We start from the raw sequence: 24980 nt of genomic DNA on the forward strand, positions 1-24980 counted from the left end.
CGTATTTATAGTGATAATCATAAGATATCTGGTGCGAGAGACGCTTAAAAGCCAGCTTGCGATCCTCTTCATCCTGCTTCTGATCTTCTTTTGTCAGAAACTGGTGAGGATCCTCGGCGCGGCGGTAGACGGCGAAATCCCGACAAATCTGGTGCTCTCATTACTGGGGCTGGGCGTGCCTGAAATGGCGCAATTGATCCTCCCCCTGAGCCTGTTCCTCGGCTTATTGATGACGCTGGGCAAACTCTACACCGAAAGTGAAATTACGGTGATGCACGCCTGCGGCCTCAGTAAAGCGGTGCTGATTAAAGCTGCCATGGTGCTGGCGCTGTTCACCAGTATCATTGCTGCTGTGAATGTTATGTGGGCGGGGCCATGGTCGTCTCGTCACCAGGATGAAGTGCTGGCGGAAGCGAAAGCTAACCCCGGCATGGCGGCGCTGGCGGCGGGCCAGTTCCAGCAGGCAACCAACGGCGACTCGGTGCTGTTTATTGAAAGCGTGGATGGCAGCAGCTTTAACGATGTCTTTTTGGCGCAGTTGCGTCCTAAAGGCAATGCGCGTCCTTCCGTGGTGGTCGCCGATTCGGGGCATCTTTCGCAACTTAAAGATGGCTCTCAGGTGGTGACCTTAAACGAAGGTACTCGCTTTGAAGGCACCGCGATGCTGCGCGACTTCCGCATTACCGATTTTAAAGATTACCAGGCGATTGTTGGCCACCAGGCGGTAACGCTCGATCCGAACGACACCGATCAAATGGATATGCGCACGTTGTGGAATACCGACAATGACCGCGCGCGTGCCGAGTTCCACTGGCGCATTACGCTGATTCTGACGGTGGCTATTATGGCGCTGATGGTGGTTCCGCTGAGCGTGGTCAACCCTCGTCAGGGCCGCGTGCTGTCGATGCTCCCGGCGATGCTGCTTTATCTGGTCTTCTTCCTGCTGCAAACCTCGCTCAAATCCAACGGCGGGAAGGGCAAGCTCGACCCGGCTATCTGGATGTGGGTGGTGAACCTGTCCTATCTGGCGCTGGCGGTGGTGTTGAACCTGTGGGATACCATTCCGATGCGTCGCTTCCGTGCGCGTTTCTCGGCAAAAGGAGCGGTGTGATGCAGCCATTTGGTGTACTTGACCGCTATATCGGCAAAACGATCTTTACCACCATCATGATGACGCTGTTCATGCTGGTGTCGCTCTCCGGCATCATCAAGTTTGTCGACCAGCTGAAAAAGGCCGGGCAGGGGAACTACGATGCGCTGGGCGCCGGGGTGTATACCCTGCTGAGCATGCCGAAAGATATCCAAATCTTCTTCCCGATGGCGGCCCTGCTGGGCGCGTTGTTAGGTCTGGGGATGCTGGCACAGCGCAGCGAATTGGTGGTGATGCAGGCTTCCGGCTTTACGCGCATGCAGGTGGCGTTATCGGTAATGAAAACCGCCATCCCGCTGGTCTTGTTGACCATGGCGATGGGTGAGTGGGTTGCGCCGCAGGGCGAACAGATGGCGCGTAACTACCGTGCGCAGGCGATGTATGGTGGCTCGCTGCTCTCAACCCAGCAGGGGATGTGGGCGAAAGATGGCCATAACTTTGTCTATATCGAACGGGTAAAAGGTAACGACGAACTGGGTGGCGTAAGCATTTATGCCTTCAACGCGGAAAAACGTCTGCAATCCGTTCGCTACGCGGCCTCCGCGAAGTTTGACCCGGAAAACAAGGTGTGGCGTTTGTCGCAGGTGGATGAGTCCAACCTGACGGACAGCAAGCAAATCACCGGTGCGCAAACCGTTAGCGGCACCTGGAAAACCAACCTAACGCCAGACAAACTCGGCGTGGTGGCGTTAGACCCGGATGCGCTCTCTATCAGCGGCCTGCATAACTACGTGAAGTACCTGAAGTCGAGCGGCCAGGATTCCGGCCGTTATCAGCTTAATATGTGGAGCAAAGTCTTCCAGCCGCTCTCTGTAGCGGTGATGATGCTGATGGCGCTGTCGTTCATCTTCGGCCCGCTGCGTAGCGTGGCGATGGGTGTGCGCGTAGTCACCGGTATCAGCTTTGGTTTTGTGTTCTACGTGCTGGACCAAATCTTCGGGCCACTGACCCTGGTGTACGGCATCCCGCCAGTGATTGGCGCGTTGCTGCCAAGCGCCAGCTTCTTCGTCATTAGCCTCTGGCTGATGATGCGAAAAGCGTAACGTTTTAAAAAAGGGAGCTTTCGCTCCCTTTTTTATGCCGGGGGCGCTGCGCTTGCCCGGCCTACGGTTAAGTACGATCTGTAGGCCTGATAAGCGAAGCGCCATCAGGCAATAACAGACCGCACAACCCCTTACCGACGTCTTCCCCCGAGCAAACTTCCCAGCATCCCACGCACAATCTGGTTGGTCACCTGGCGCACCGCGCTTTTCGCTGCCGTCTGCACGATGCCATCTTTTTTACCGCCGCGCGGCCCGGTGGTGCCGAACAAAATATCCTTCAGCCCGCCAAGAATACCGTCATCCACTTCAACGGCTTTTCCTTTTGCCGCAGGCGCATTGGCCTGCTCGGTGCTGGTCTGCACGCCTTTTTGCAGCATCTCGAACGCTGATTCGCGGTCAACCGCATCCTCATACTTGCCATACAGCGGCGAGTTGTTAATCAGCCCGTTACGCTCATCGTCGGTAACCGGCCCCATGCGCGAGCAAGGTGCAATCACCATTGCGCGCTCGACCACCGACGGGCTGCCTTTGGCATCCAGGAACGAGATTAACGCCTCGCCAGTGCCCAGCTCCTGAATCGCTTTCTCCGTATCAAACGCCGGATTGGCACGCATGGTCTGCGCCGCCGTTTTCACCGCTTTCTGATCTTTTGGCGTAAAGGCTCGCAGCGCATGCTGCACGCGGTTCCCCAGTTGGCCGAGCACCGCATCCGGGATATCCGACGGGTTCTGCGACACAAAATAGACGCCCACGCCCTTCGAGCGAATCAGGCGGATCACCTGCTCGATTTTATCCAGCAGCACCTGCGGCGCATCGTTAAACAGCAGGTGCGCCTCATCGAAGAAGAACACCAGCTTCGGTTTCTCCAGGTCACCCGCTTCCGGCAACTGCTCGTAAAGCTCGGAGAGCATCCACAGCAGACTCGCCGCATAAAGCTTCGGCATCTGATAGAGCTTCTCGGCGCTGAGGATGTTAATCACCCCTTTGCCGTTGCTGTCGGTGCGCATCCAGTCTTTGATATCCAGCATCGGCTCACCGAAGAAGTGCTCGGCACCCTGCTGCTCCAGCGTCAGTAGCCCGCGCTGAATCGCCCCGACCGACGCGCTGCTGATATTGCCGTACTGGTTCTGGAACGACTTCGCGTTATCACCGATGTACTGGGTAATGGCGCGCAGATCTTTAAAGTCCAGCAGCAGTAAGCCCTGGTCGTCGGCGATGCGGAAGATAATGTTCAGCACGCCGGTCTGCACTTCATTCAGGTTCAGCAAACGCGCCAGCAGCAGCGGGCCGAGATCTGATACCGTGGCACGTACCGGGTGGCCTTTCTCGGCAAAGATATCCCACACCACCACCGGATTCGCATGCGGCTCCCAGTCGGTGACGCCAATTTTGTTCAGGCGCTCCTGAAGCTTCTCTGATGCCTGGCCTGCCTGCGCAACGCCCGTCAGGTCACCTTTTACATCCGCCATAAACACCGGCACGCCAATCTCCGAGAACGACTCGGCCATCTTTTGCAGGGTGACGGTTTTCCCGGTACCGGTCGCCCCGGTGATCAGCCCATGACGGTTCGCCATACCGGGCAACAGGTGCAGCTCTTTATCCTGCGTGCGTGCAATTAGCAAAGGTGCGCTCATTGAATTATTCCTCCATTTATCTGCGTCGAGTATAGGCAAATTGCGGGCAAAAGGCGGCAGGAAATTCCGCGCTTTGCGGCGCTTTATCCAGCGCGAACTATGCTTTGCATACGGTTTGCATTTTTTTGGAAGGTTATGTCCAGATTCTTTTATGACGATCGCAAACAGCTGGTCAACGATGCGATTGAAGGTTTAGTGTTATCCGCACCGCACGGCAACCTGATGCGGCTCGATATCGACCCGGCGATTCGGATTGTCGCGCGCAGCGACTGGGATAAAAGCCGGGTGGCGGTGATTTCCGGCGGCGGCTCGGGCCATGAACCCGCGCATGCCGGGTTCGTCGGCAAAGGCATGCTGACGGCGGCGGTGTGCGGAGACCTGTTCGCCTCGCCAAGTGTAGATGCGGTACTTAACGCTATTGTGGCGGTGACGGGTGACCGTGGCTGCCTGCTGATTGTCAAAAACTACACCGGTGACCGCCTCAACTTCGGCCTGGCGGCGGAGAAAGCCAAACGCTACGGCCTGAAGGTCGAGATGGTAATTGTCGCCGACGACATCGCGTTGCCGGATAACAAACAGCCGCGCGGCATCGCGGGCACTGCGCTGGTGCATAAAATTGCCGGTTATGCCGCTGAGCACGGCAAATCGCTCAGCGAAGTGCGCGACATCGCGCAACAGGCGTGCGACAGCGTTTTCAGCCTGGGCGTGGCAATGGAGAGCTGCAACCTGCCGGGCAGCGATGATGCAGAAGGGCGCATCAAACCGGGGCAGGTGGAGCTGGGGCTGGGTATTCACGGCGAACCGGGCGCGTCGGTGGTGGAAAGCCACAACAGTAAGGCGCTGATTGATATGCTGATTAAGCCCCTCAAAGAACAGGTGGGAGACGCCCGCGTGGCGGTGCTGATCAACAACCTCGGCGGCGTCTCGGCGCTGGAGATGGCGCTGCTCACCAAAGAGCTGGCACACTCGGCGCTACAGGAACAGATTGCCTGGCTGATTGGCCCGGCGCCGCTGGTGAGCTCGCTGGATATGAAAGGCTTCTCGCTCTCGGTATTAAAACTGAACCCCGACTTTGAACGTGCCTTGCAGGCGGATGTCGAGACGGTTGGCTGGTTAAAACCCGTCGCCTTCGCGCCGGTAAAAACCGTCAAGCACAGCAAAGTGTACGACGCCCTCGAGATTCAGCCTTCCGACAACCCGGCGATTGCCGCGCGTGTGGGGCAGATAACCCAGACGCTTATCCAGCTTGAGAACCGCCTGAACGCGCTGGATGCCAAAGTGGGCGACGGCGACACCGGCTCAACGTTTGCATTGGGCGCGCGTGATATCGCCGAACTGCTCGACAAGGGCGAACTGCCTCTCAACAACGGCGCGCAGCTGCTGCAACTGGTGGGGGAACGGCTGGCCACGGTGATGGGCGGCTCCAGCGGCGTGCTGATGTCCATTTTCTTTACCGCTGCCGGGCAATCACTCCAGCGCGGCGACGCACTGGCGGATGCGCTGTTGAAAGGGCTGACGCAGATGAAACAGTACGGCGGAGCCGATCTGGGCGACCGCACGCTTATCGACGCCCTGCAACCGGCGCTGGAAGCGCTGCGTGATAACAACATACAGGCAGCCGCAAGCGCCGCAAAAGCCGGTGCGGAGAAAACCGCGACCATGCAAAAAGCAGGCGCGGGGCGCGCGTCGTACGTAAACAGCCAGAACCTGGAGGGCGTGACCGACCCGGGAGCGGTAGCGGTAGCGGAAGTCTTTGCCGCACTGGCAAAAGGCTAAACGAGAGAACCGGCGGCAGAACGCCGCCGGCATAGCATCAAAAATCAGCCTTCAGCACTACGCGATACCGGGCTTTGCCGTCGCGCAGATGCTGCAACGCATCGTTGATTTTCGACATCGGGAACAGCTCGGTCGTCGGCGTCACGCCGCTACGCCCGGCGAACTTCATCAGCTTACGCAGCTCAGCCGGGTTACCTGTTGCTGAACCGGAGATACTGCGGTCGCCGCCAATCAGCGTAAAGGCCGGTACCGGCAGCGGTTTCAGCACCGCGCCAACCGTATGGAAGTTACCGCCGTAAGCCAGCGCTTCGAAATACGGCTGCCAGTCGAGATCAACGCTCACGGTGTTGATAATCAAGTCGAACTGGCCCGCCAGCGCTTTCAGTGCTTCCGGATCGCGGCTGTTCACCACGTTATCGGCACCCATCGCCCGCACTTCCTGCTCTTTCGACGGGTTCGAGCTGAACGCCGTCACTTCCGCACCCATCGCACGCAGCAGCTTAATGGCGATATGTCCCAGCCCGCCAATACCAATAACCCCAACGCGGCTGGTGGCCGTCACATGATGCATCAGCAACGGTTTAAAGACGGTGATACCGCCGCACAGCAGCGGGCCTGCGGTTTCGATATCAATATTTTCCGGCAGTGGGATCACCCATTGCCAGTCCGCACGCAGCTTATCGGCAAAGCCGCCGCGATTGAGAATGGTCGGCAGCGACCCTTCCGTACAGTTAATCTGATTGCCGCTGATGCAGGCATCGCAGTGCCCACAGCTACGCGCCGTCCAGCCAATGCCCACGCGCTGGCCCACTTTCAGGCCTTTATTCTGCGCAGCGCTACCCAGCGCCACCACATGACCAATCACCTCGTGACCCGCAACCAGCGGATACTGAGACATGCCCCATTCGTTATCGATCATCGACAAATCAGAATGGCAGACCCCGCAGTAATCAACCTGAACTTCCACGTCTTCCGGCAGAAGTTCCCCCGCGTCGTACTCCCAGAGTTCCAGAGTATCGCCCGCATTTTTCGCGGCGTAGCTTTTGATGATGGACATCGTACTTCCCTCACTATGGTGTTGAACTGACAGTGTAGAGCAAGCGGCAGGGCGGTGCTTAGCGGAATGCGCCGGGAAAAGCGTTTGAGGAAGGTAAGAGTGTGACCAGGTTCGGGGAACGCTGATTTTTTCGACACTTAGCGCGCAGAACGCGCGGTGTCGCTTGCAAGGTGGCGTGCGACAGGTATAATCCACTCGTTTTCCGCATACCCTTCAGTGCCGAAGTGGCGAAATCGGTAGACGCAGTTGATTCAAAATCAACCGTAGAAATACGTGCCGGTTCGAGTCCGGCCTTCGGCACCAAAATTACATAAATAGACGTCAATCGACGTCTTTTTTTATGTCCGAAATCCGCGCCACACAAGGCTTTACCCGCTTTTTCCCTCAACTGAAGTCAACCTAACTCAACCCACATCAACAAGCTTGTGAGTATACTAATGAGTATATTTGTCGATTCGATATTGCTTGTATACTCACGCTATACCAATGGAAGGAGGACCATTATGGCCCTAACGGATACTAAAGTTCGTTGTGCGAAACCTGAGGAGAAAGAGTATTCACTTGTTGACGGCGACGGCATGTCCTTACTTGTAAAACCTAACGGCTCAAAGTATTGGCGATTTCGTTTCCGTTTTGGCGGTAAACAGCATTTGATGGCATTCGGTGTCTATCCTGAAATTTCACTGGCGGATGCCAGGAAGAAAAGGGAAGAGGCCAGAAGGTTGGTAGCTGCTGGTATCGATCCTCGTGAGCATAAACGTGCTGTGAAAGAAGAGCAGGCGAAAGAGATTATTACTTTCGAGAAGGTTGCCAGAGAGTGGCTTGCGACTAACCAAAAATGGTCGGAAGATCACGCTAATCGCGTAAAAAAGAGCCTGGAGGACAATATCTTCCCGGCAATTGGTACTCGCAATATTGCTGAATTGGGCACTCGTGACTTACTGGCACCCATTAAAGCGGTGGAACTGTCTGGACGTCTTGAGGTGGCTTCTCGTCTCCAACAGCGTACCACGGCCATCATGCGTTATGCAGTGCAAAGCGGGCTGATTGATTACAACCCAGCGCAGGAGATGGCTGGAGCCGTCGCCTCTGGCAATCGACAACATCGCCCGGCGCTGGAATTAAAGCGTATCCCTGAGTTACTTGAGAAAATAGACGGCTATACCGGCAGGCCGCTAACCCGCTGGGCAACTGAGCTCACTCTGCTTATCTTTATTCGCTCCAGTGAGCTGCGTTTTGCTCGCTGGTCAGAGATAGATTTTGAAACGTCAATGTGGACTATCCCGCCTGAACGAGAGCCTATTCCGGGCGTGAAACATTCCCAGCGAGGATCAAAGATGCGTACACCTCATCTGGTGCCGCTTTCAAAGCAGGCGCTGGCGATTCTGAAGCAGATAAAACAGTTCTGCGGTGAACATGAACTCATTTTTATTGGAGACCACGATCCGCGTAAGCCCATGAGTGAGAACACGGTAAACAGTGCGCTACGGGTGATGGGTTATGACACTAAAGTTGAGGTTTGCGGCCACGGCTTTCGCACAATGGCCTGTAGTTCGTTAATTGAGTCAGGGCTATGGTCGAAGGATGCGGTGGAGCGCCAGATGAGCCATATGGAACGTAACTCGGTACGCGCAGCATATATCCATAAAGCGGAACATCTGGATGAACGCAAGTTGATGCTGCAATGGTGGGCGGACTTTCTGGATTCGAACCGGGAGAAAAGTATCAGTCCGTTTGATTTTGCTAAAATTAATAACCCCATGCTGACAAGATGACACGTGCTACTGCTGGCTCTATTACCCCTTAGATTGAACATGAGTTATTTCATAAAAAGGCATCCGTTCATTAACGTTTGGGTGCCTTTTTGCTTTTAACAACCGTAAATCAGGAGAATAACAGATGACTACGATATGCCCGCAATGTGGTTCTGACCGTGTAAGTGAGCGAAATATTGGTAGGAAGGCAGGAGGTATAGCTGGAGGCGTGGCAGGAGCACTTAGTGGTGCAGGTACGGGGGCGGCAATAGGTTCTGTTGTTCCGGTGGTGGGAACAGCTACGGGAGCTGTCATTGGCGCAATACTGGGAAGATTTGTCGCCGGTGCGACGGCTGGAGCGGTAACAGGAGCATCGCTTGATGGCGTCCTGTTCGATCAGTATGAATGCCGTGACTGTGAACACACTTTTGACTAATTAGCTTTGGTTTTCCTTCTATCTACTCACCCAAAAACTCAGTAAATCCCCATCAATTTTCTCAATTATTTTTTCTTATTGATCTGCGCGACCGATCGGTATCGAGTATTTTAATAGCTTGTAGCTATCATTTTTGCATTATTGATCGATTTTATCGATAGGTAAAACAGATCGGTTTATCTATTTCGATCGGTATTAACAATTTTACACCTCTCTACCTTCCTGAAAAGATCACAAAAATTTGTCTTCGTCAGCAAGTTACCTGCCGGGATTTTTGGACGTTGTTTGATGATTTTCGCAGCAAGATTTTTGTCTGCACTGATTAGTAAAGAGAGGGAGTTAATGGAATACAAAGAGAAAGGCGGTTTCAACCCGGTCAAAGATGCACTGGAGATTTTACCTGAAAATATCAGGGAGAGTATTTCAAGGCGAATAAATGAGGTCATCAACTATGAGCCAGTGATTGGCATCATGGGTAAGACCGGGGCGGGCAAATCCAGCCTGTGTAATGCGATCTTCAAAGGGGATATCTGTGCTGTCAGTGATGTGGAAGCATGTACACGAGAAACGCAGGAAGTACGCATCCAGTTTGGTAAACGCGCAATCAGATTGATTGATATTCCGGGAGTAGGTGAAAGTGCAGTGCGTGATGGTGAGTACGAGAAGCTTTATCGGGAATTACTACCGAAGCTCGATCTCGTTCTCTGGGTCATTAAAGGGGATGATCGAGCATTTTCAGCAGATGAACATTTTTACAAAAACGTTCTGAAACCTGCCGGGGGTGAAGAGAAGACGCTGTTTGTGCTTAATCAGGTAGACAAGATTGAGCCTTTCCGTGAATGGGATGTACAGAATGCTCAACCCTCGCCAGCGCAGAAAAAAAACATCCTCGATAAAAAAACCTACATTACTCACCGACTCGGTTTTACTGATCATCCTGTTATCGCTGTAGCGGCCAGTGAGGGCTATAACGTCACGCAACTGGTTGAGGCAATGGTGCGGGCTCTCCCAAAGCACGCACAAAGCGGGGTGGCCTCCCAGGTCAGGGAAGAACACAAAACAAAAAACGTAATAGAAGAAGCAACAGAAGGGTTCGGAGACACCGTTGATCGGGTGATTGATGAATTCATTGATGCCTCTCTTCCTAAGCCGGTGGCAAGCGTGGTTAAAGCAGCCAAAAAAGCGGTTGTCAGCGGGTTAAAGAAAGCCTGGAATTTCTTCTTCGGGTAAAAGTCTGTTCAGCCTCCTGAATATCAGGAGGCTTTTATCACTAAAGGATTACATATGAAAAAAATACTCGGCGGTGCCATGCTGTTAGCCGCAGGTATGTTCTCGATATCTGTTTATGCCAATCCTGATAATTCCTGCGACGGTGAACAAACCATCTTTGATGCTTATACCGTCAAGGGTGGCAAGCACGTGGGTGTGTGTTACGTATACGGCAATATTCGTTATGTGTATGGAAAGGATGATAATCCTGAAATTTTAATTAATGTTCCACGTGAAAAGGTTGATTTCAGTCTGTCTGGAAATGGTGATCAAAGTGTCACTATTCCCAATGGTGAGTATCGATATGAGATAGGTGAATATTTACGTGGTGGTCCATTTATACAGGTATGGAAGGGGAGTAAGTTTATTACCGAGATCAAGTTAAATGGCGCTAACTTTGAAAATAATATCGAGCAATATATTAATAATTAATACCGTTAAAGGTAAGGGGTATTATCGTGAAAGGACTATCTTTAGTTCGTGAATGTTTTTTGATTTCAGGTCTTTTATTCTCAAGTTTTCAGGTGGTTGCATCAGATTCCCCTATAAAAGTTGATGCAAATGGAGAACAACTCAGAGCGGGCACGGTCTCTTTTCCTGTATGGCGCTATACCATTACCAGTGTTGATAATGAAGTCACAATAAAGTCTCTCGTGCTTAACCGTGGCAACTGCGTTATCTCTACAGCGGACAGAGGCGAAAACGTAAATAAAAGACTTGGGTTCGGCCAGTCTTATACATTTACCAGTCCGACTAATAAATCATTTTCGCAGTGCAGACCACTTGAATTAGTCGTCAGTACAAATAAAGGCTCATTCACCTTTTCCTGGTGATAACTTACTGAAAATGGAGATGGACATATGGAAAACATTAATACGTTAAAAGCTAAAATCGATACAAAGGTAACGAAGTTTGTATTGCTGTCTGTTGTAACTGGTGGAATTTACCCAATGATGTGGTTATATCTGAACCAGCCAAAGTTAACAGAGCACATTCATAATGACTTTGTTGCCAAGGATTATCCTCTTTGGCTGGCTATTGTTACTGGATTTGGATGGTTATTGACTGATATAAGTTATTCTGTAAGTGAAAGTGAAACGGTGTTGGATCATATTGCCACACTACTTTCTGTCGCTTCAACTGTAATGATTATCGTCTGGGCTTTTAAAGCTAAAACAGCTTTACAGGCTTATGCTTTAAATGAATTTAAATTCGAATTAAAGATGAATCCATTCTATACATTTATTTTTAGCATATACTATATTGTTTATTGCATCAACGATATGGAATCAGAGTTGCAGAAACACAACATTATTTATAGTAAACAAATTTCCTGATTGAATGATTGTAAATAAAAGTACTCGCCAGTAATGGCGAGTATCCAACCTCTAGTTATTTTTTTTTGAATTGATTGGGAATATTCTCAAGTGTAGCTAAAGAAATAATATCATCTTAGGTAATTACAAGTAATTACTTACTCTAAGGTCTATAGCTTTTCCTTTAGTTTTGTTTACAGCTAATTCTGAATTTTTATCTATTCTCATTTTTTAGTACCTTCGTGTTTATGTTCTCAATGAACATATGACATTCTTCGCTCATTCTCTTATTAAATTCAGGGGCAGAGTTATTAGGGATTTTCAAGAAAAGCAAATAAAAAGGAATATCTTTTCCCTGCTGATGAATCTCATCAGAAATCACCCCATGCGTTTTATCCATATTAAGTGCATTCCACCTGTTTTCAGATATTGGATAAATAAAGCCGCATCCTTTTATAAGGCCTCCATTCCCATACTGCCCTATGTAAGTATGTAGTTGAAAAATATCTTCACGTTTAACCCCAAACTGCGGATCAAAGGTTTTATACTTCACATCAAAAACGTACATGCCACCATCATTCTCAAAAACTAGGTCGGGTTCAATTTTGCGTACATAGCTTCCGAAAGCTCCGGTCGGAATTTCATAATTTCGCTCGAATTTACTTAGCATCCTTATCCCACTTCGTTTTAGGATTTTTCGGATGAAATATTCGAAAAGCATCGATATATCAAAAAAGAAAGCACTTGATTCTTGTTGGTATCCAAAATCAGAACCTTCCTGATTGATGATTTTCTTAGATAAATCTATCAGTATGTTATAGTCGTTATAAAATGGGTTAGTAAAATATGGAGTTCTCAAGATCTCCTGACGAGACCTTCTCACCCCCAGATTAGCAGTGATGAAAGCATTGTAGATATTCCTCGTATGCTTACAGAATGATTGATGTTCAATCGTCTCATAGGCTTTGATGAACAACGAAGTTGCAGGACTGTCGTAACTGTGTTCGCGGTAGGTACATAAATATTTTCCTGAGGTATTATTTCTGAAGTAGTCAATTGTATCGATTGTCCCACGTATCCGTGAATTTCGTTCTTTTTTCGTAATATAGGTTTTAGGGATACCCAGTCGGTAAGCCTTCTTCAACTTGATGTTCCAAAGATATGCCAGGAGCCACTCATATCCTTCAGTGTGATTTTCGCCACCAATATTTTCCATCTCCAGAAAACCGTCAGCGTCCGCTATGATGTACCGAAGGAAGGCATTGCCAAAACGAGAACCAACTTTCAGGGAATATTCGCCACGTTTTACAAATCCAATAAGATTACCTGTGTTTAACGTAAAATTTCTGGAATCAGTACCATTTACAGTAATAAAACCATCATCGGTATTATGTTCATACTCTCGATCGTTGAAGAGGATGAGTGCATTTGCAAGATTATTATTAAGTTTATTTTCTACATCATGCGAAACTGAATTTAAAAAATGCCAAATGGTAGACTCATCATTTTTAATATTAGTCCGCTGACCTTTTGTTTTAAAATTAAGACTAATTGATTCCCCCAGAGATTTATTAGTAAATATTCCGTTATTTGCAAAATAAGACCTGTTATCGACCAGTGTACCATCCTTTATAATATCGAATAGCCACATGGTTTAAATTCCAAATGCTTTTGCAAAAGAATCGATGAGTTCTGATTCGTTGCTGCCACGAAGGTATTCTTGAAGTAAAGGTCGGATACAGTCATCCCAGATACGAGATCTCACTTCTGTAACTGTAAGGCTCCTGGCATACTTCAGATTCATTAAATAGGCATGTCCAATTTGGTAATCAGCCCCCAGTAAAGGCTCTTTCGTAATCTGGGTATTCAGTCGTTCGAGGTTATCTGCCAGAGGAGTCCAAGCTTTACAGAACTGGCTAAGATGGTATCTTAAAAGTCTCGTATCTGGCGTAACTTCTTCCCAACGAAATCTACGTCTGAGTGCAAAGTCAAAACTCTCAATACTACGATCAATCGTATTCATCGTACCTATCAGGTAGATATTTGTTGGAATAAAAAATTGGTAACCTTGTGCGGTATGAAGCATGCCTGTTTGTTGGTTATTTAGATTAGCATATTGGGTTTTGACGCTTCCTTTAATTCCTCGATACTCCAGGCAATACATAAGCTCACCAAAAACACGTGATAACTCGGCTCGGTTCACTTCATCTATTATAAAAAAGAACGGAGGCACTGCATCTGCTATCAGCTTCGAAAAGTCAGATATTTCGAAGATGTATTCCCAATGACCACCTGATAATTTATTTTGATATGTACGGAGTTCACCGATCGTGATTGATTCCCAATCCCTGTTAAGGTCGAGGCGTTCAATATCCATTTCCCACTTTCCTGCATTCCGGCAAAATTCCTTAAAAACACCATTAATCAACGTCAGCTGTGCTTTACCATTGTTATCCAGAACTGGGCGCAAACCTTCCATGAAGTCTTCATAACTAAAAGAAGGGTGAAATTGAATCAACTCAATCTGACTTGAATGTGTGAGGCTGCTATTTGGCGCAAACTCTTCTTTCCAGATATCAAAAAGAAGCGATGTTTGTTGACGAGCCTGGTATGTCTTTCCCGTTCCAGGAGGCCCGTACTTAACGATCTGCTTTTTCAGACTGAATGGATTAGAGAGATTCTCGTACAGAACCCAGACAAATTGGCTGAGATAAAACTCATCAGTTTCATTATTGCGAAGTTCATCGTTGAACTCATTTTTTATAATTTTCATCAGGAATACATTTTTTGAAAACCAGTCCTGATTATTTTCTGCTGGGTATGCAGGAATTATCCCTTCGTGTGTAAGCCAGCTAAATACCTGATTGAACTTAGCGGAATCAACAGTTGTGGAAACTTCAAGCGTGCAGGCTGCCGCTACGCGATTGATAAGAACAGGATTATTAGACTTCCCATGTTCTGACCATGTGCACTCAAACTTTTTCAGTTCCTCTCTGTTGGGATTCAGGATGAATTGTTGTAATATAGCAATGAAGTCCTTGTTTTTAATAAAACCGTCAAAGTTTTCGTTGCTTAGAACCGACTGACCACGAGAAGCAATTCCATTACTTCTTTCAAAGATGAGTTGCTTTAGGAAAATCTCATCACTTGGAGATAATTCCTTTCCTGATTTTATACGTTCGCGAATTTGTCCGACCTGCTCATAAAACTCACGATAAGCATCATGCCAGCCTTTAAGTTCATGCTTATGGTTTTCAATCAAATGCTTGTATAAATTTTTTAGTCTGCTTTTCATTGTATCACTTGTATTTACTAGTTTGTTTTAGTGACAACCGGGTCCTGTTACCTGTTTCCCTGGATTCGCGAGAACCTAAGATGTAATGATAACAGCGAAGATTATACAAATTTTCTTCAGCTTCAGAATCTACTAATTCTGTTGATTATGATATCCATTACACCACTTTTATAATCTTTGTATTGAGTTGGCTAATCTCTTTTCATTACCAAATCTGGTAGTGTAAAATCTTTGTTCGATACCGTACAGCAAATATTTTAACTCTTCTTCTGATGATACTTCGAATTTACTCTCAGTAGTGTCATATTTAAGTTTTTCAGCACAATAATCATTAATGTAATTCAGCATCTCACCTCTGTCTTCCACTGGCATCGCTGCAAGAGTATCCATAGCTAATGCAATTCTCTTTCGGTTTGGCTTTGATACCTTTTCTACATCATAGTCAGTTGAAAGTACAATGAAGGATTCACTTAAAAACGACTTAACTTCTTCTTCCGTGGCTTCTTTGTATAGAATATCGATACCTTTAAATATACTTGAAATTGTGACGAGATTTCTGAATAACAATATATTTCTTTCCTTTAAGTATACAGCATCAGGTATATGGTTAACAATCAATCGTCCTTCATTTTCTTCTATTTCTGCTGATTCACCAAAAGCAATTGTTTTTCTCTTGATAAATAGGGATGGGGTTATTTTCTGAAAATAAAAGTCTTCATTCTGATGAGAGAATATATATGAAATCTTCGCGAAGTATTGTTTTGTTAGATCGTCGAAGTCCTTAGAATCAAATTCATCCTTAATGCATGATAAGCAGAATGATTGCTGACTAAAATTTTCAATTTTAAACCACGAATCTTCATCAAGATTATGGTCAGGGTTATATGGAATGAGGCTAAGAGTAGATAAGTCTAAAGCGTCAAACAAAGTGTAGTCTGATACCAATTTAAAAAAAGGTTTCTTACGAGGTCCTTTTACTTTCGCAAAAATGTTATTCATCATTTTTTCCTTTCGATAAAGGTATAGTTGTTTATTCTAAATGCAACGGGGATCTTGATTTCTTTGGGGGTTTTGTATTTATGACGACTAATTAAAAAAATGGATGCGCCGCTCTTGTTTTTTATGTTATAAAACTCATATCTAAACAGTAGAAATAAAGGGTTAAAGTATAATGCTTGAGACATAAAGGTAAAAATAAATAAAACGGCATAAACAAAAAACAAGGCAGACCAACTAGTTATACTTAAAGCCACAAAGAAATAACCAAGATAGCTTGGAAGAAATGAGTTGTTCGCATGCTCCACAGAAACTACTTCACCTTCTTTAAACTCATCCTTGCCCAGTCTGGAGCTTAAAAGCAAACTAATCCAAGTTAGTAATATGGGGATTAGCATGTAAAATACGTATGATGTCATTTGTGGTAATAAACTCAACCAATGACTGTGTTCAAACCTTTGGAAAAAGTAATAAAGGGTGTACTTCTTTTGTACAAAGAAAATTATAGCCAACAACGATGTTGCGTTAAATGTTAAAAGAACTCTAAAAAGGAAATTTATTATCATAATGTTTTCCTGTATCAAATACTGCTTGCAATTATTTTATAGTATATCAATTAATAATTTACTTTCCACCTACAATATTTCGCTCAAGCGGGTAAATATATCAATAGCGAAGCCCCAATTGGGGCTTCGCTACCCTCAGAACCCACGCATTCCATTGATAAAAGTATCAATCACACCACAAACCTTGTCATAGACACGTTTAAGGACGGTCTTCCTTTCAAGGATCTTTGGTGTCCATGTTAGAGCCCTGGCTACCTCATCCTCGCGTGGGGTTACATCGGTAAACAGATAGTTATCCAATAAAGCGGCAACTTTGCTTTCATCCAGCTTTTCCTCAGAACATAGCGTTGCAACAGCTTTACGTTTTTCACGTTCAACGTAGGTTTCAAAGGTCTGGGTGATATCTTCATCATGCGAAACATGCAGCAGGTTTTCTTCGATGAAGTTATCAATCAGTTCGCGTTTGCTGCGCAGCGTGACGTCACTGTCAACGATATCCATGACCTTCTTCTTCTGCTCCTGCTGCGCTTCTGGTGGCATAGCCTGGATGCCAGCCAGTAGCCTCAGGATATAGCCGACATTAATTTCATCCCGATGAATCAGTGACACTTCAAAATCGACCTCATCCAGAATCGAGACTTTATCTTTACCAGTGCGTTTTTTCACCTTGTCATAAATATCGAGATATTTACTGGTGTAATCGGCAAGAGTCTGATCCGATAAAGGCTTACTCACTTCATCAAAATCAGCAAAGCTCTCCAGGATATTCTTCAGTCGCATCATGTCGCGGAAAGCCGTCACAAAAGCAAGCTGAGCTTTTTCATCCGGGAGGCTGTCCACGCTTTCCACTGTAGGTGTCAGGGTCAACAGGGTATCTACAGCAGCCTGATAGTCGCTCAGGTACTCCTCAAAAGGTTTAACCAGCACGACTGATGATGCGTCTTTGTTCGAGAATAACGCTATGGCATCATCAGTGGCTTTCTTGAGGTTGCGGAAGCAGACTATGTTACCGTGGCTTTTCTTCTCATTAAGAATACGGTTGGTTCGGGAGAATGCCTGTATCAGCCCGTGGTAACGCAGGTTTTTATCCACATAAAGCGTATTGAGGGCCGGGCTGTCAAATCCCGTCAGGAACATATTGACCACCAGCAGGATATCAATCCCTTTTTCTTTGGTTCGCTGTGCAATGTTCTTGTAATAATTGTAAAAGCTTTGCGAATCATTAGCTGAATAGCTGGTGCCATACAGCGTATTGTAATCCTTGATGAAACTGTCCAGATGATCCCGACTGGAGATATCGATTTTCCCGCCCTGAGGCAGGCTGATGTCTTCTTCATCCAGTAAGTCGTTAACCGCTTCCTTATCGCTTTTGTCTGCTTCGTTTGCTGAATAAGTAAAGATTGTTGCGATACGCAACGGTTTGTAACCCAGATCGGTCTGCTGAAGCTCTGCTTGTTTATCTTTAAAGAGTTTGTAGTACTTAATCAGCATATCCACCGAGCCCACGCAGAACATTGCAGTAAACTCACGGCTTCGGGTTTTTGCATTGTGGTGAGCCAGGATGTAGTCGGTTATCTTGCCCAGCCGGATATCGCTTTCCATGACCTCTTTGGTGTCAATATCTTCCACATCGATATCGATCTCATTGCTGGTTTCCTTACGGCGATAGGTTCCTACATACTCCACGGCAAATCGCAATACGTTCTCATCACGGATGGCATCGACAATGACATACTTGTGGAGGCATTTATCAAACAGCATTTCAGTGGTCTGTTTGACGCCGTTGGTGATGTTGACGTTGTCGGCAAAGATAGGTGTACCGGTGAAACCAAACAGTTGCGCATTTTCAAAGAAACTTACGATAGCCTTGTGAGTGTCACCGAACTGGCTGCGGTGGCATTCGTCGAAGATAAAGACAATCCGCTCTTTTCGCAGGTGCTCCAGATGTGCCTTATATCCTTCATGGGTAATGGCATTGTTCAGTTTCTGAATGGTGGTCAGTATCAGTTTACTGTTGTTAGCCTTAAGTTGCTTAATCAGCGTACTGGTATTGTTAGTCGTATCTACGCTGTCTTTGGCGAAACTGTTAAACTCTTTAGCTGTCTGATAATCCAGATCGCGACGATCGACGACGAAAATAACCCGATCAACTTCGGGCATCGACATGATCACCTGGCTTGCCTTAAAGCTGGTCAACGTTTTACCGCTACCTGTGGTATGCCAGATATAGCCATTACGGGGCTTGCCCTGTAGATGGAGATTGTCCTTAACATGGCGGATCATCGCTTCACAAGCGTAGTACTGATAGGGGCGCATGGCCATCAGGCACTTACGGGTTTCGTTCAGCACCGTGTAGTGAGTGATCATTTTTGCAATGTGACAAACTTTCAGGAAGGCTTCGGTAAACTTCTCCAGCGACTTAATGGGTTCATTTTTCTCGTCTGTCCAGAAGAAGGTCTGCTCGAAATGGTTCGCACGATTATTGGCGTAATATTTGGTATCAACGCCGTTACTGATAATAAACAGCTGGACATACTGGAACAGGCCACTGCCTACCCAGAATGCATCCCGATGGTAACGGTCAATCTGATTAAAGGCTTCTTTCAGGCCCAGTCCACGGCGCTTAAGCTCAATCTGTACCAGTGGCAGGCCATTAATCAACAGCGTAACGTCAAAGCGCGTTTTGCGTGTGTTTTGCTCAGCGTTGAACTGCTTAACCTGACGGGTGACCTGAAACTCGTTCTGGCACCATTCATCTTTATTGATAAAGCTGAGCCATTTCTCCGTACCGTCATCACGCAGCAACTGGTAGCGATCGCGCAAGATCCTGGCGCGATCGATCACTTCATTGCCTTTGGTCAGATGCAGAAAAACACGGTTAAATTCGCTGTCAGTGAGTGGGGCAGCCTCCAGCCGATTGTGAATTTCAATCTGCTTGCGGAGGTTGGCTTTCATACTGGTTTCGTCGGTGACATTGACCAGTTCGTAATGCATACCCACTAACTGGTTAACCAGTTGCGTTTCTAACTCGTATTCGCTTTGCGTTGCCATCGGTATGTTGTGCCTTTTGTTGTTATGCCGGGCTGAAGTTGGCCGTATCTGATGATTTCTAAACAAACATCTGCTGGAGCAGGCCTTGCTTCCAGTTTTTTAACATATCTAACTCTGCTCTTTTGATTGCGATCTTGTCCTCAATTGCAGAGAGAAAATGGGCTATTTTATCTTGCTCTGCAAGACTTGGTACTTGAAGTTCGATATCAAAAAAGTCGTTAACGCCAATATTCAATAAGCCGTGGTTGCGAGCCCCTTCCTGAGCGACCTTTTCAATAGCCCGATTCTGTAAACCGCTTTCAAAGTAATGTTGATAAAAGCCACACGATTGCTCATCATTTAATTTGAAACAGATATACAAAGTAGAAACAACACCTTTTTCATAGTTAGACAGCATTTTTATTGCCCCCATCGGATAACCTTGAGAGTAACTTTTATTATACGCAAACTCACCTTTCTTGATCAAAAAATAACCTGTCACATTTTTAGATGCGATTTGCTTATTAAAATAAGTCATTTGATCAACCAAACCATCTTTTCCTGAAATGGTTAATATTGTATTGTTATTTTCTTTATTTTTTCTGGTTACACGAATTGCAATATCTTTTAGCTGAAGGATGCTCCATTGAGGAAATGAATTTTCATTATCATCCTTAAAACGCAACTCCTGACTAAAAATTTTCTGCATCATACCTTTTTTGTACTGGCACAGCAGGTCGTATTGTTTGTTCAGTAACATGATTTTTTCGTCAACAGAGGATAGGAATTCTGCAATTTTATTCTGTTCTTCTTTTAAAGGGAAAAACATCATTTCCGATGAAATGACGGACCAATCAGCCCTAGGCATTTTAGAACCAGAGGATTTATTTGCAGCCTCAATAAACTTTTTGGTTTGGATGTAACAGAAAAGAAAACTATTATTAATGGTCAGTCCATTTAGAACCCATATCTCAGATGAACATGCGCCATCAAATGGTGCTAAAATATATTTTTTTAGGTATGGTCTTAATTTTCCGAATAACACATCACCGGCTGAAAATTTATTTTTTATACTTACTTGTTGTTTTGCAGAATATATATGTAGTATGCGTCCATCTTCCTGTGAAATACTATCCATTTCTAAGCAGGGTAAATCTTTACTTTCTGTTGATGGATTGTACTTTGATGATTTATTTGTCACAATTCGGCCAAATAAATCATTTTCCCATTCCCCGCTAAACTCTGAAAACCTCAGTTTAGGAACCATCATTTACCTTCCTTTACCTTGGCAAACGGAGCATCAATTCCCAGTTCTTTACAGAATCCAGCAATGACCTTATCGATTTCTCCTACTTTGCCTTCCAGGTTACGAATCTCCTTCGCCACGGCGTTGAGGTCAATTTCATCTTCCGCTTCAAAGGTATCGACATAGCGGGGGATATTGAGGTTGTAATCGTTGTTGCGGATTTCTTCCAGCGTCGCAATATGGCTGTACTTCTCCAGCGCTTTCCAGTCGTTGTAAGTATCTGCAATCTTGTCGATATGTTCCGGCAGCAGGCGATTCTGAGTCTTCACCTTCTCAAAGTCGTTGCTTGCATCAATAAACAAAATACCGTCGTTGTGCTTGCGGCACTTACGCAACACCAGCACACAGGTTGGGATACTGGTGCCATAGAAGATATTCGCAGGTAGCCCAATAACGGCATCAATACAGTTCTGCTGTTCAATCATGAACTTGCGAATATGGCCTTCCGCCGCTCCACGGAACAGAACGCCATGAGGCAGGACCACAGCCATTGTGCCGTCATCTTCCAGGTGATAGAACATATGCTGCACAAACGCCATATCTGCTTTACTGGACGGGGCAAGTTTGCCGTATTGCGCAAAGCGGTCATCGTTCATAAACAGCGGACTGGCGCTCCACTTGGCGGAGAATGGCGGGTTGGCGACAATCGCATCAAACTTCAGATGCGTGTGCTGCGGATGCTCCAGCGTATCTTCCTGCATGATTTCAAAGTCAGCATAGTGAACACCATGCAGAATCATGTTCATACGGGCCAGGTTATAGGTGGTGCGGTTCATTTCCTGACCGTAGATTTTACCTACGGAAGAGGCTTCACGTTTTACACGCAGCAGCAGAGAGCCAGAGCCACAGGTCGGGTCATAGACGTTTTTAAGTTTGAGCTTATGTGTGGTAACAATTTTTGCCAGCAACGTAGAAACCGGCTGCGGTGTATAGAACTCGCCCGCTTTTTTACCTGCACCTGAAGCGAATTGCCCAATCAGATACTCGTAAGCATCGCCCAGAATGTCAGAACTGGCTTCACTCAGGTTAAAACTCAGTTTGTCGAGTTCGGTGATAACCTTTCCAATCAGCTCATTTTTGGCTTTGGCAGTATTACCCAGTTTGCTGGAGCCTAAATCCAGGTCTTCAAACAAGTTGCTGAAGTCATCAGCAGAGTCAGTGCCCAGGGTGCTCTGCTCAATATTACGCAGGGTAGTAGCAAGATCTTCGAGGATAAAACCTTCTCCGGCACCTTTCTGGTCCTTCGCTACACGCTGAGCCATGGTGTGGAACAGGTCAGTCGGGGGCAGGAAGTAACCCAGCGTCTGAATGCTGTCGTCTTTTACCGCATCAATGATGTCCTGATAAGCCGGATGCTCAGCGGTCAGCTCGTTATACTTAATCCCGTCTTCCTTCAGGATTTTGTTGGCATAGGTGACAAACTTCTCGGAAAGATACTTGTAAAAGATGAAACCAAGGCAATAGTCACGAAATTCATCGGCATTCATCTTGCCACGTAGCGTATCTGCAATATTCCAAAGGCGGCTTTGCAGTTCACTTAAATTCTGGGCTTCAATCTGGGGCGACATACTTCTTCCTGTTGTTCTTGTAAGTCCCGGTTAAGGGATAATTACTGAATCATATCACTGAGCTGGCTCAGGATCTGTTGTTCGTTAAGAGCGGCCAGGCGCTCCTGGTAATGGCGTTTTTCAATGGTTGCCAGATAGAGCCCACCGATTGCCTTCTGCTTATTAAGAGGAGGCAGCGTTGCAGTAAACTGACGTACTTCAGTAAGAGACAAACGCAATACAAACGTTGACCCCTGCGTTGCCAGTGCCTGCTGGCGGCGGCTTTCCCTGCTTTCATTGAAGTGCCAGACAAACCACGCAGGAACAACCTTCCGGCTGTCAACTTCGACCCTGACATAGTTATTACTGAGCAGACGCCCGGCATGCTCAGGGCTGACGATAGCGGCCTTACGATGGATCAGGCTAATGACCACATCTCCCGTCCGGACTGACAGAACAGCCTGAGTGGGGCGTACAACCTGTTCTTTATCACCGTTCATGGTATTACCCGGTTGCCAGCAGTCACTCATAAACTGCTCGGTCGCGTAAAAACGACATGCTTTAGCCTCATCATTCTGTCTGATGCGACTGACATGGGCACCGGGCGTAAATGAAGCAACGGTGGAATAGGGTACTGGCTCATTTTTCATTGAATAAACTTAAATTACAATGTGTGTGATTAGTGTATCGAACCATATGGTGAAGTCAACTGAATTTAACTTTATTACGTAAGGCTCTCGTTTTCAGGCCAGGTCGGAGGAGTCATGCTGGAGATTTGTATGTTACTTATTGAGTGATTTTCCTGATAATTATGCGTACTAAATTCCGGTTACTTGTTGGTTTTGATTGGTTAATACGAATTTTTAATTACTTTATTGCGTTTTTGTGATATTGATTCATCTAAAACGGTTAGAATGCAATGAGGTTGTAAATTCGTATGGAGAGCTATCAGAATAAGATGACCTGGGGAGAGCCTCCTCTGCCAAAAGGACCTGAGCACTTTGGTGAGCGCCTGAAAACTGTTATCGGGAAACAGTCTGTCGCCTCTTTTGCCAGGGATTGCGGGGTTTCCGAAGCCTCCATGAGGAAATACCTTAAAACCGATACCGTGCCGGGTATCGACAGTGTGGCTATGATTGCTGCCTGCACGGGGCGTTCTCTGACCTGGCTCATTACTGGTGAAGGCGACCCCTTTACGGACAACGCTAGGCAGAAATGCTTTTCAGAAGAAGAAATCAAAAAGTGGTGGACCCTGATTTTTGACGCTCTGGATACGGACGATAAATACAGTGTTATCAAGGCTTTTCAGCAAGGCGGCCTGAACGCGGTGTTCAACTCTGAGGTTATGACTGGCAAAAGGAAGGGATAACGGTATGAGCCACAAGAAAGAACACACCGTCATGGTCAACAATGTGCTCCGGGAGCTTGCCAGGCAGCAGGGCCAGACTGCCGAGGCTGTTCTGGAACAATTATTCTGCCGGGCCAGCATCGTCAATACGGGGCTGCTGAATGAGTCTTTTCGTAAAGCCTTTCGGCAGCATTATCCCGGCGAGCCATTCAACCACGTTACCTGGTGCCCTTTTTGCCAGTGTTTCGACCTTATGCAGCGCTCCGAACCAATGGTACAGGATGAAGCTTGCTGGACATTCAGTTCCACACAGTTTTGATAACTGATGCTCTTTTCCTCTCTTTAATAGATAATCAATTAAAACAATGAAGTAAGTTAATTCCTGTCGTCAGTGAAATACGCTGTCAGCGATTTTTACGCTCAGGGCAGGCAAACGTAAGGGGTGATACGGTTAACGCTGTCAGGATGGGATACAGGCTGTCTGGTGATGATGATTTATGTTGATGGCTGTATGGTCGCTGATTTCTGGCGTATTTTCCTTGTGGTTATAATTCCAGCACCAGTCGCCATGGCTGATGCTGTATATCCCCGTGTTGCAGGCTTTACAGTGTTTCTCCCCTTCATAATGCGCTTTACACCATACACAGAACCAGTACCGCGTTGCTGTCAACGTCTCCAGTTCGTCAATCATCGTGCGTAACCGCAGGATGAAGACACGCCTTTTGATTTCAGTGTTGAGATAACCACAATTCGCCAATAGCGGTTTAGTTGCCTCATCGGGGTTGTGTACAAACCAGGCATCTTCTCCAGGGATATTGTTGCGGAGTTTCACAGGGCAAGAGCAGGAGGGACAGAACCACTGAGCATCGGAAGCGTTTTTCATCTCTTTCGAAATCACGTAATGACCGTCACTGTCGAGAGCCAGGTATAACTTCAGATTGTGTAACGTGGACTTATGCATAATTATTCACTCTCAGATGCTGGATGATTGTGTTTTATGAGGTATTTGAAATAGCTATTCGTGTTATTCGATATGCCATCTTTCCCATCGATGTTGTTTAAACGCACTGTAAGGCGTTTTGAGAAGGGATTATGGTTAATACGATGAATTTACTGGGTTTATGGTGTGAGGGTCTTACAGGGCTTTACAGGCTGCCCAATGGGTGCGATAAGATTAATGGATTGTTATTATTGGAGTTTAATTACTTCCGTGACTGACTGATACGCTGCTGAACCCAGGCTTCGACTTCGCTTTGCATCCAGCGGGAACTGCGGCCCAGTTTAATCGGCTTAGGAAATTCACCGTCTTTAATCAGCTTGTAGAACCATTTGTCGGTTAAACCCGTAAAGCGGGTGATGAATGCCATATCGACCATTTTGTCGTTGAGCAGGCTGGTGTTGTTATTTTGAGTGGTCATGATGGCTGTCTCCATAGAGATAATGAGATATGGAGAAGC

At 46.7% G+C, this 24980-nt stretch carries 23 protein-coding genes and 1 tRNA gene; 12 read left to right on the forward strand and 12 right to left on the reverse strand.

From position 1 onward, the window contains the following. Positions 1-10 precede the first annotated feature (10 nt). The gene (lptF, locus tag AC1MKH_RS02680) at positions 11-1111 is read left to right on the forward strand and encodes an LPS export ABC transporter permease LptF (RefSeq protein WP_276220570.1); all 1101 of its coding nucleotides are present in this window, start codon (positions 11-13) and stop codon (positions 1109-1111) included. Then, positions 1111-2193 (forward strand): LPS export ABC transporter permease LptG, encoded by a 1083-nt coding sequence (gene lptG / locus AC1MKH_RS02685; RefSeq protein WP_015966099.1) that lies wholly within the window; start codon positions 1111-1113, stop codon positions 2191-2193. The genes lptF and lptG overlap by 1 nt, the downstream gene beginning before the upstream one ends. Positions 2194-2324: 131 nt before the next feature. On the opposite strand, the gene AC1MKH_RS02690 is transcribed toward lptG, so the two are convergent. After that, positions 2325-3827: a helicase HerA-like C-terminal domain-containing protein gene (locus AC1MKH_RS02690; RefSeq protein WP_253898336.1), complete on the reverse strand. Its 1503-nt coding sequence runs from the start codon at positions 3825-3827 to the stop codon at positions 2325-2327. Positions 3828-3962: 135 nt separating this feature from the next. Between AC1MKH_RS02690 and AC1MKH_RS02695 the strand changes: the two genes are divergently transcribed. After that, the gene (locus AC1MKH_RS02695; protein WP_276220569.1) at positions 3963-5603 is read left to right on the forward strand and encodes a dihydroxyacetone kinase subunit DhaK; all 1641 of its coding nucleotides are present in this window, start codon (positions 3963-3965) and stop codon (positions 5601-5603) included. A gap of 37 nt (positions 5604-5640) precedes the next feature. Here AC1MKH_RS02695 and ahr read toward each other — a convergent pair whose 3' ends face one another. Next, positions 5641-6660 (reverse strand): NADPH-dependent aldehyde reductase Ahr, encoded by a 1020-nt coding sequence (ahr, locus tag AC1MKH_RS02700; protein WP_015966097.1) that lies wholly within the window; start codon positions 6658-6660, stop codon positions 5641-5643. 218 nt (positions 6661-6878) lie between these two features. Between ahr and AC1MKH_RS02705 the strand changes: the two genes are divergently transcribed. The 7 genes from AC1MKH_RS02705 (at position 6879) to AC1MKH_RS02735 (ending at position 11456) form a co-directional block, all read left to right on the forward strand. Beyond that, a tRNA-Leu gene (locus tag AC1MKH_RS02705) sits at positions 6879-6963 on the forward strand. A gap of 200 nt (positions 6964-7163) precedes the next feature. Then, positions 7164-8435: a tyrosine-type recombinase/integrase gene (locus AC1MKH_RS02710; RefSeq protein WP_008815333.1), complete on the forward strand. Its 1272-nt coding sequence runs from the start codon at positions 7164-7166 to the stop codon at positions 8433-8435. Positions 8436-8643: 208 nt separating this feature from the next. Then, positions 8644-8850 carry a hypothetical protein gene (locus AC1MKH_RS02715; RefSeq protein ID WP_239006862.1) on the forward strand — a complete coding sequence of 69 codons (207 nt, stop codon included), beginning with the start codon at positions 8644-8646 and terminating at the stop codon, positions 8848-8850. A gap of 342 nt (positions 8851-9192) precedes the next feature. Next, positions 9193-10080: a GTPase family protein gene (locus AC1MKH_RS02720; RefSeq protein WP_008815331.1), complete on the forward strand. Its 888-nt coding sequence runs from the start codon at positions 9193-9195 to the stop codon at positions 10078-10080. A gap of 54 nt (positions 10081-10134) precedes the next feature. Further along, positions 10135-10551, forward strand: a complete 417-nt coding sequence (locus AC1MKH_RS02725) for a hypothetical protein (RefSeq protein ID WP_008815330.1) — start codon at positions 10135-10137, stop codon at positions 10549-10551. 26 nt (positions 10552-10577) lie between these two features. Next, entirely contained in the window at positions 10578-10952 is a 375-nt protein-coding gene (locus AC1MKH_RS02730; protein ID WP_020303514.1) for a hypothetical protein, read from the forward strand. Between the two features lie 27 nt (positions 10953-10979). Then, positions 10980-11456, forward strand: coding sequence for a DUF4234 domain-containing protein (locus AC1MKH_RS02735; RefSeq protein WP_008815329.1), 477 nt, complete (start codon positions 10980-10982; stop codon positions 11454-11456). Positions 11457-11649: 193 nt separating this feature from the next. Here the strand turns inward: AC1MKH_RS02735 and AC1MKH_RS02740 are convergent, their stop codons facing one another. The 8 genes from AC1MKH_RS02740 to AC1MKH_RS02775 all read right to left on the reverse strand — a co-directional run bounded on the left by AC1MKH_RS02740 (position 11650) and on the right by AC1MKH_RS02775 (position 22705). Next, positions 11650-13086: a 5-methylcytosine restriction system specificity protein McrC gene (locus AC1MKH_RS02740; RefSeq protein ID WP_327621875.1), complete on the reverse strand. Its 1437-nt coding sequence runs from the start codon at positions 13084-13086 to the stop codon at positions 11650-11652. A gap of 3 nt (positions 13087-13089) precedes the next feature. After that, positions 13090-14730, reverse strand: a complete 1641-nt coding sequence (locus AC1MKH_RS02745) for an McrB family protein (protein ID WP_008815327.1) — start codon at positions 14728-14730, stop codon at positions 13090-13092. Positions 14731-14898: 168 nt separating this feature from the next. Then, positions 14899-15732, reverse strand: coding sequence for an ATP F0F1 synthase synthase (locus AC1MKH_RS02750; protein WP_327621874.1), 834 nt, complete (start codon positions 15730-15732; stop codon positions 14899-14901). Then, positions 15729-16292, reverse strand: coding sequence for a hypothetical protein (locus tag AC1MKH_RS02755; RefSeq protein WP_000586145.1), 564 nt, complete (start codon positions 16290-16292; stop codon positions 15729-15731). Before AC1MKH_RS02755 ends, AC1MKH_RS02750 begins: the two co-directional genes overlap by 4 nt. A 135-nt stretch (positions 16293-16427) precedes the next feature. Continuing rightward, positions 16428-19343, reverse strand: a complete 2916-nt coding sequence (locus AC1MKH_RS02760; RefSeq protein ID WP_008815325.1) for a type I restriction endonuclease subunit R — start codon at positions 19341-19343, stop codon at positions 16428-16430. Between the two features lie 58 nt (positions 19344-19401). Further along, positions 19402-20592, reverse strand: coding sequence for a restriction endonuclease subunit S (locus AC1MKH_RS02765; protein ID WP_008815324.1), 1191 nt, complete (start codon positions 20590-20592; stop codon positions 19402-19404). Further along, complete coding sequence (locus AC1MKH_RS02770) at positions 20589-22196, reverse strand: type I restriction-modification system subunit M (RefSeq protein ID WP_008815323.1); 1608 nt, start codon at positions 22194-22196, stop codon at positions 20589-20591. Before AC1MKH_RS02770 ends, AC1MKH_RS02765 begins: the two co-directional genes overlap by 4 nt. Before the next feature lie 41 nt (positions 22197-22237). Then, positions 22238-22705 (reverse strand): restriction endonuclease subunit S domain-containing protein, encoded by a 468-nt coding sequence (locus tag AC1MKH_RS02775; protein ID WP_227636003.1) that lies wholly within the window; start codon positions 22703-22705, stop codon positions 22238-22240. A gap of 407 nt (positions 22706-23112) precedes the next feature. Between AC1MKH_RS02775 and AC1MKH_RS02780 the strand changes: the two genes are divergently transcribed. Continuing rightward, positions 23113-23544, forward strand: coding sequence for a helix-turn-helix domain-containing protein (locus tag AC1MKH_RS02780; protein ID WP_008815321.1), 432 nt, complete (start codon positions 23113-23115; stop codon positions 23542-23544). A gap of 4 nt (positions 23545-23548) precedes the next feature. Next, positions 23549-23842, forward strand: coding sequence for a hypothetical protein (locus AC1MKH_RS02785; protein ID WP_327621873.1), 294 nt, complete (start codon positions 23549-23551; stop codon positions 23840-23842). Between the two features lie 141 nt (positions 23843-23983). Here the strand turns inward: AC1MKH_RS02785 and AC1MKH_RS02790 are convergent, their stop codons facing one another. Continuing rightward, entirely contained in the window at positions 23984-24484 is a 501-nt protein-coding gene (locus tag AC1MKH_RS02790) for a putative zinc ribbon protein (protein WP_020303515.1), read from the reverse strand. A 241-nt stretch (positions 24485-24725) separates the two neighbouring features. Further along, positions 24726-24941: a helix-turn-helix transcriptional regulator gene (locus AC1MKH_RS02795; protein WP_020303517.1), complete on the reverse strand. Its 216-nt coding sequence runs from the start codon at positions 24939-24941 to the stop codon at positions 24726-24728. Between the last annotated feature and the right edge of the window lie 39 nt (positions 24942-24980).

The sequence above is a fragment of the Pseudocitrobacter sp. CD920760 genome (assembly GCF_057782505.1).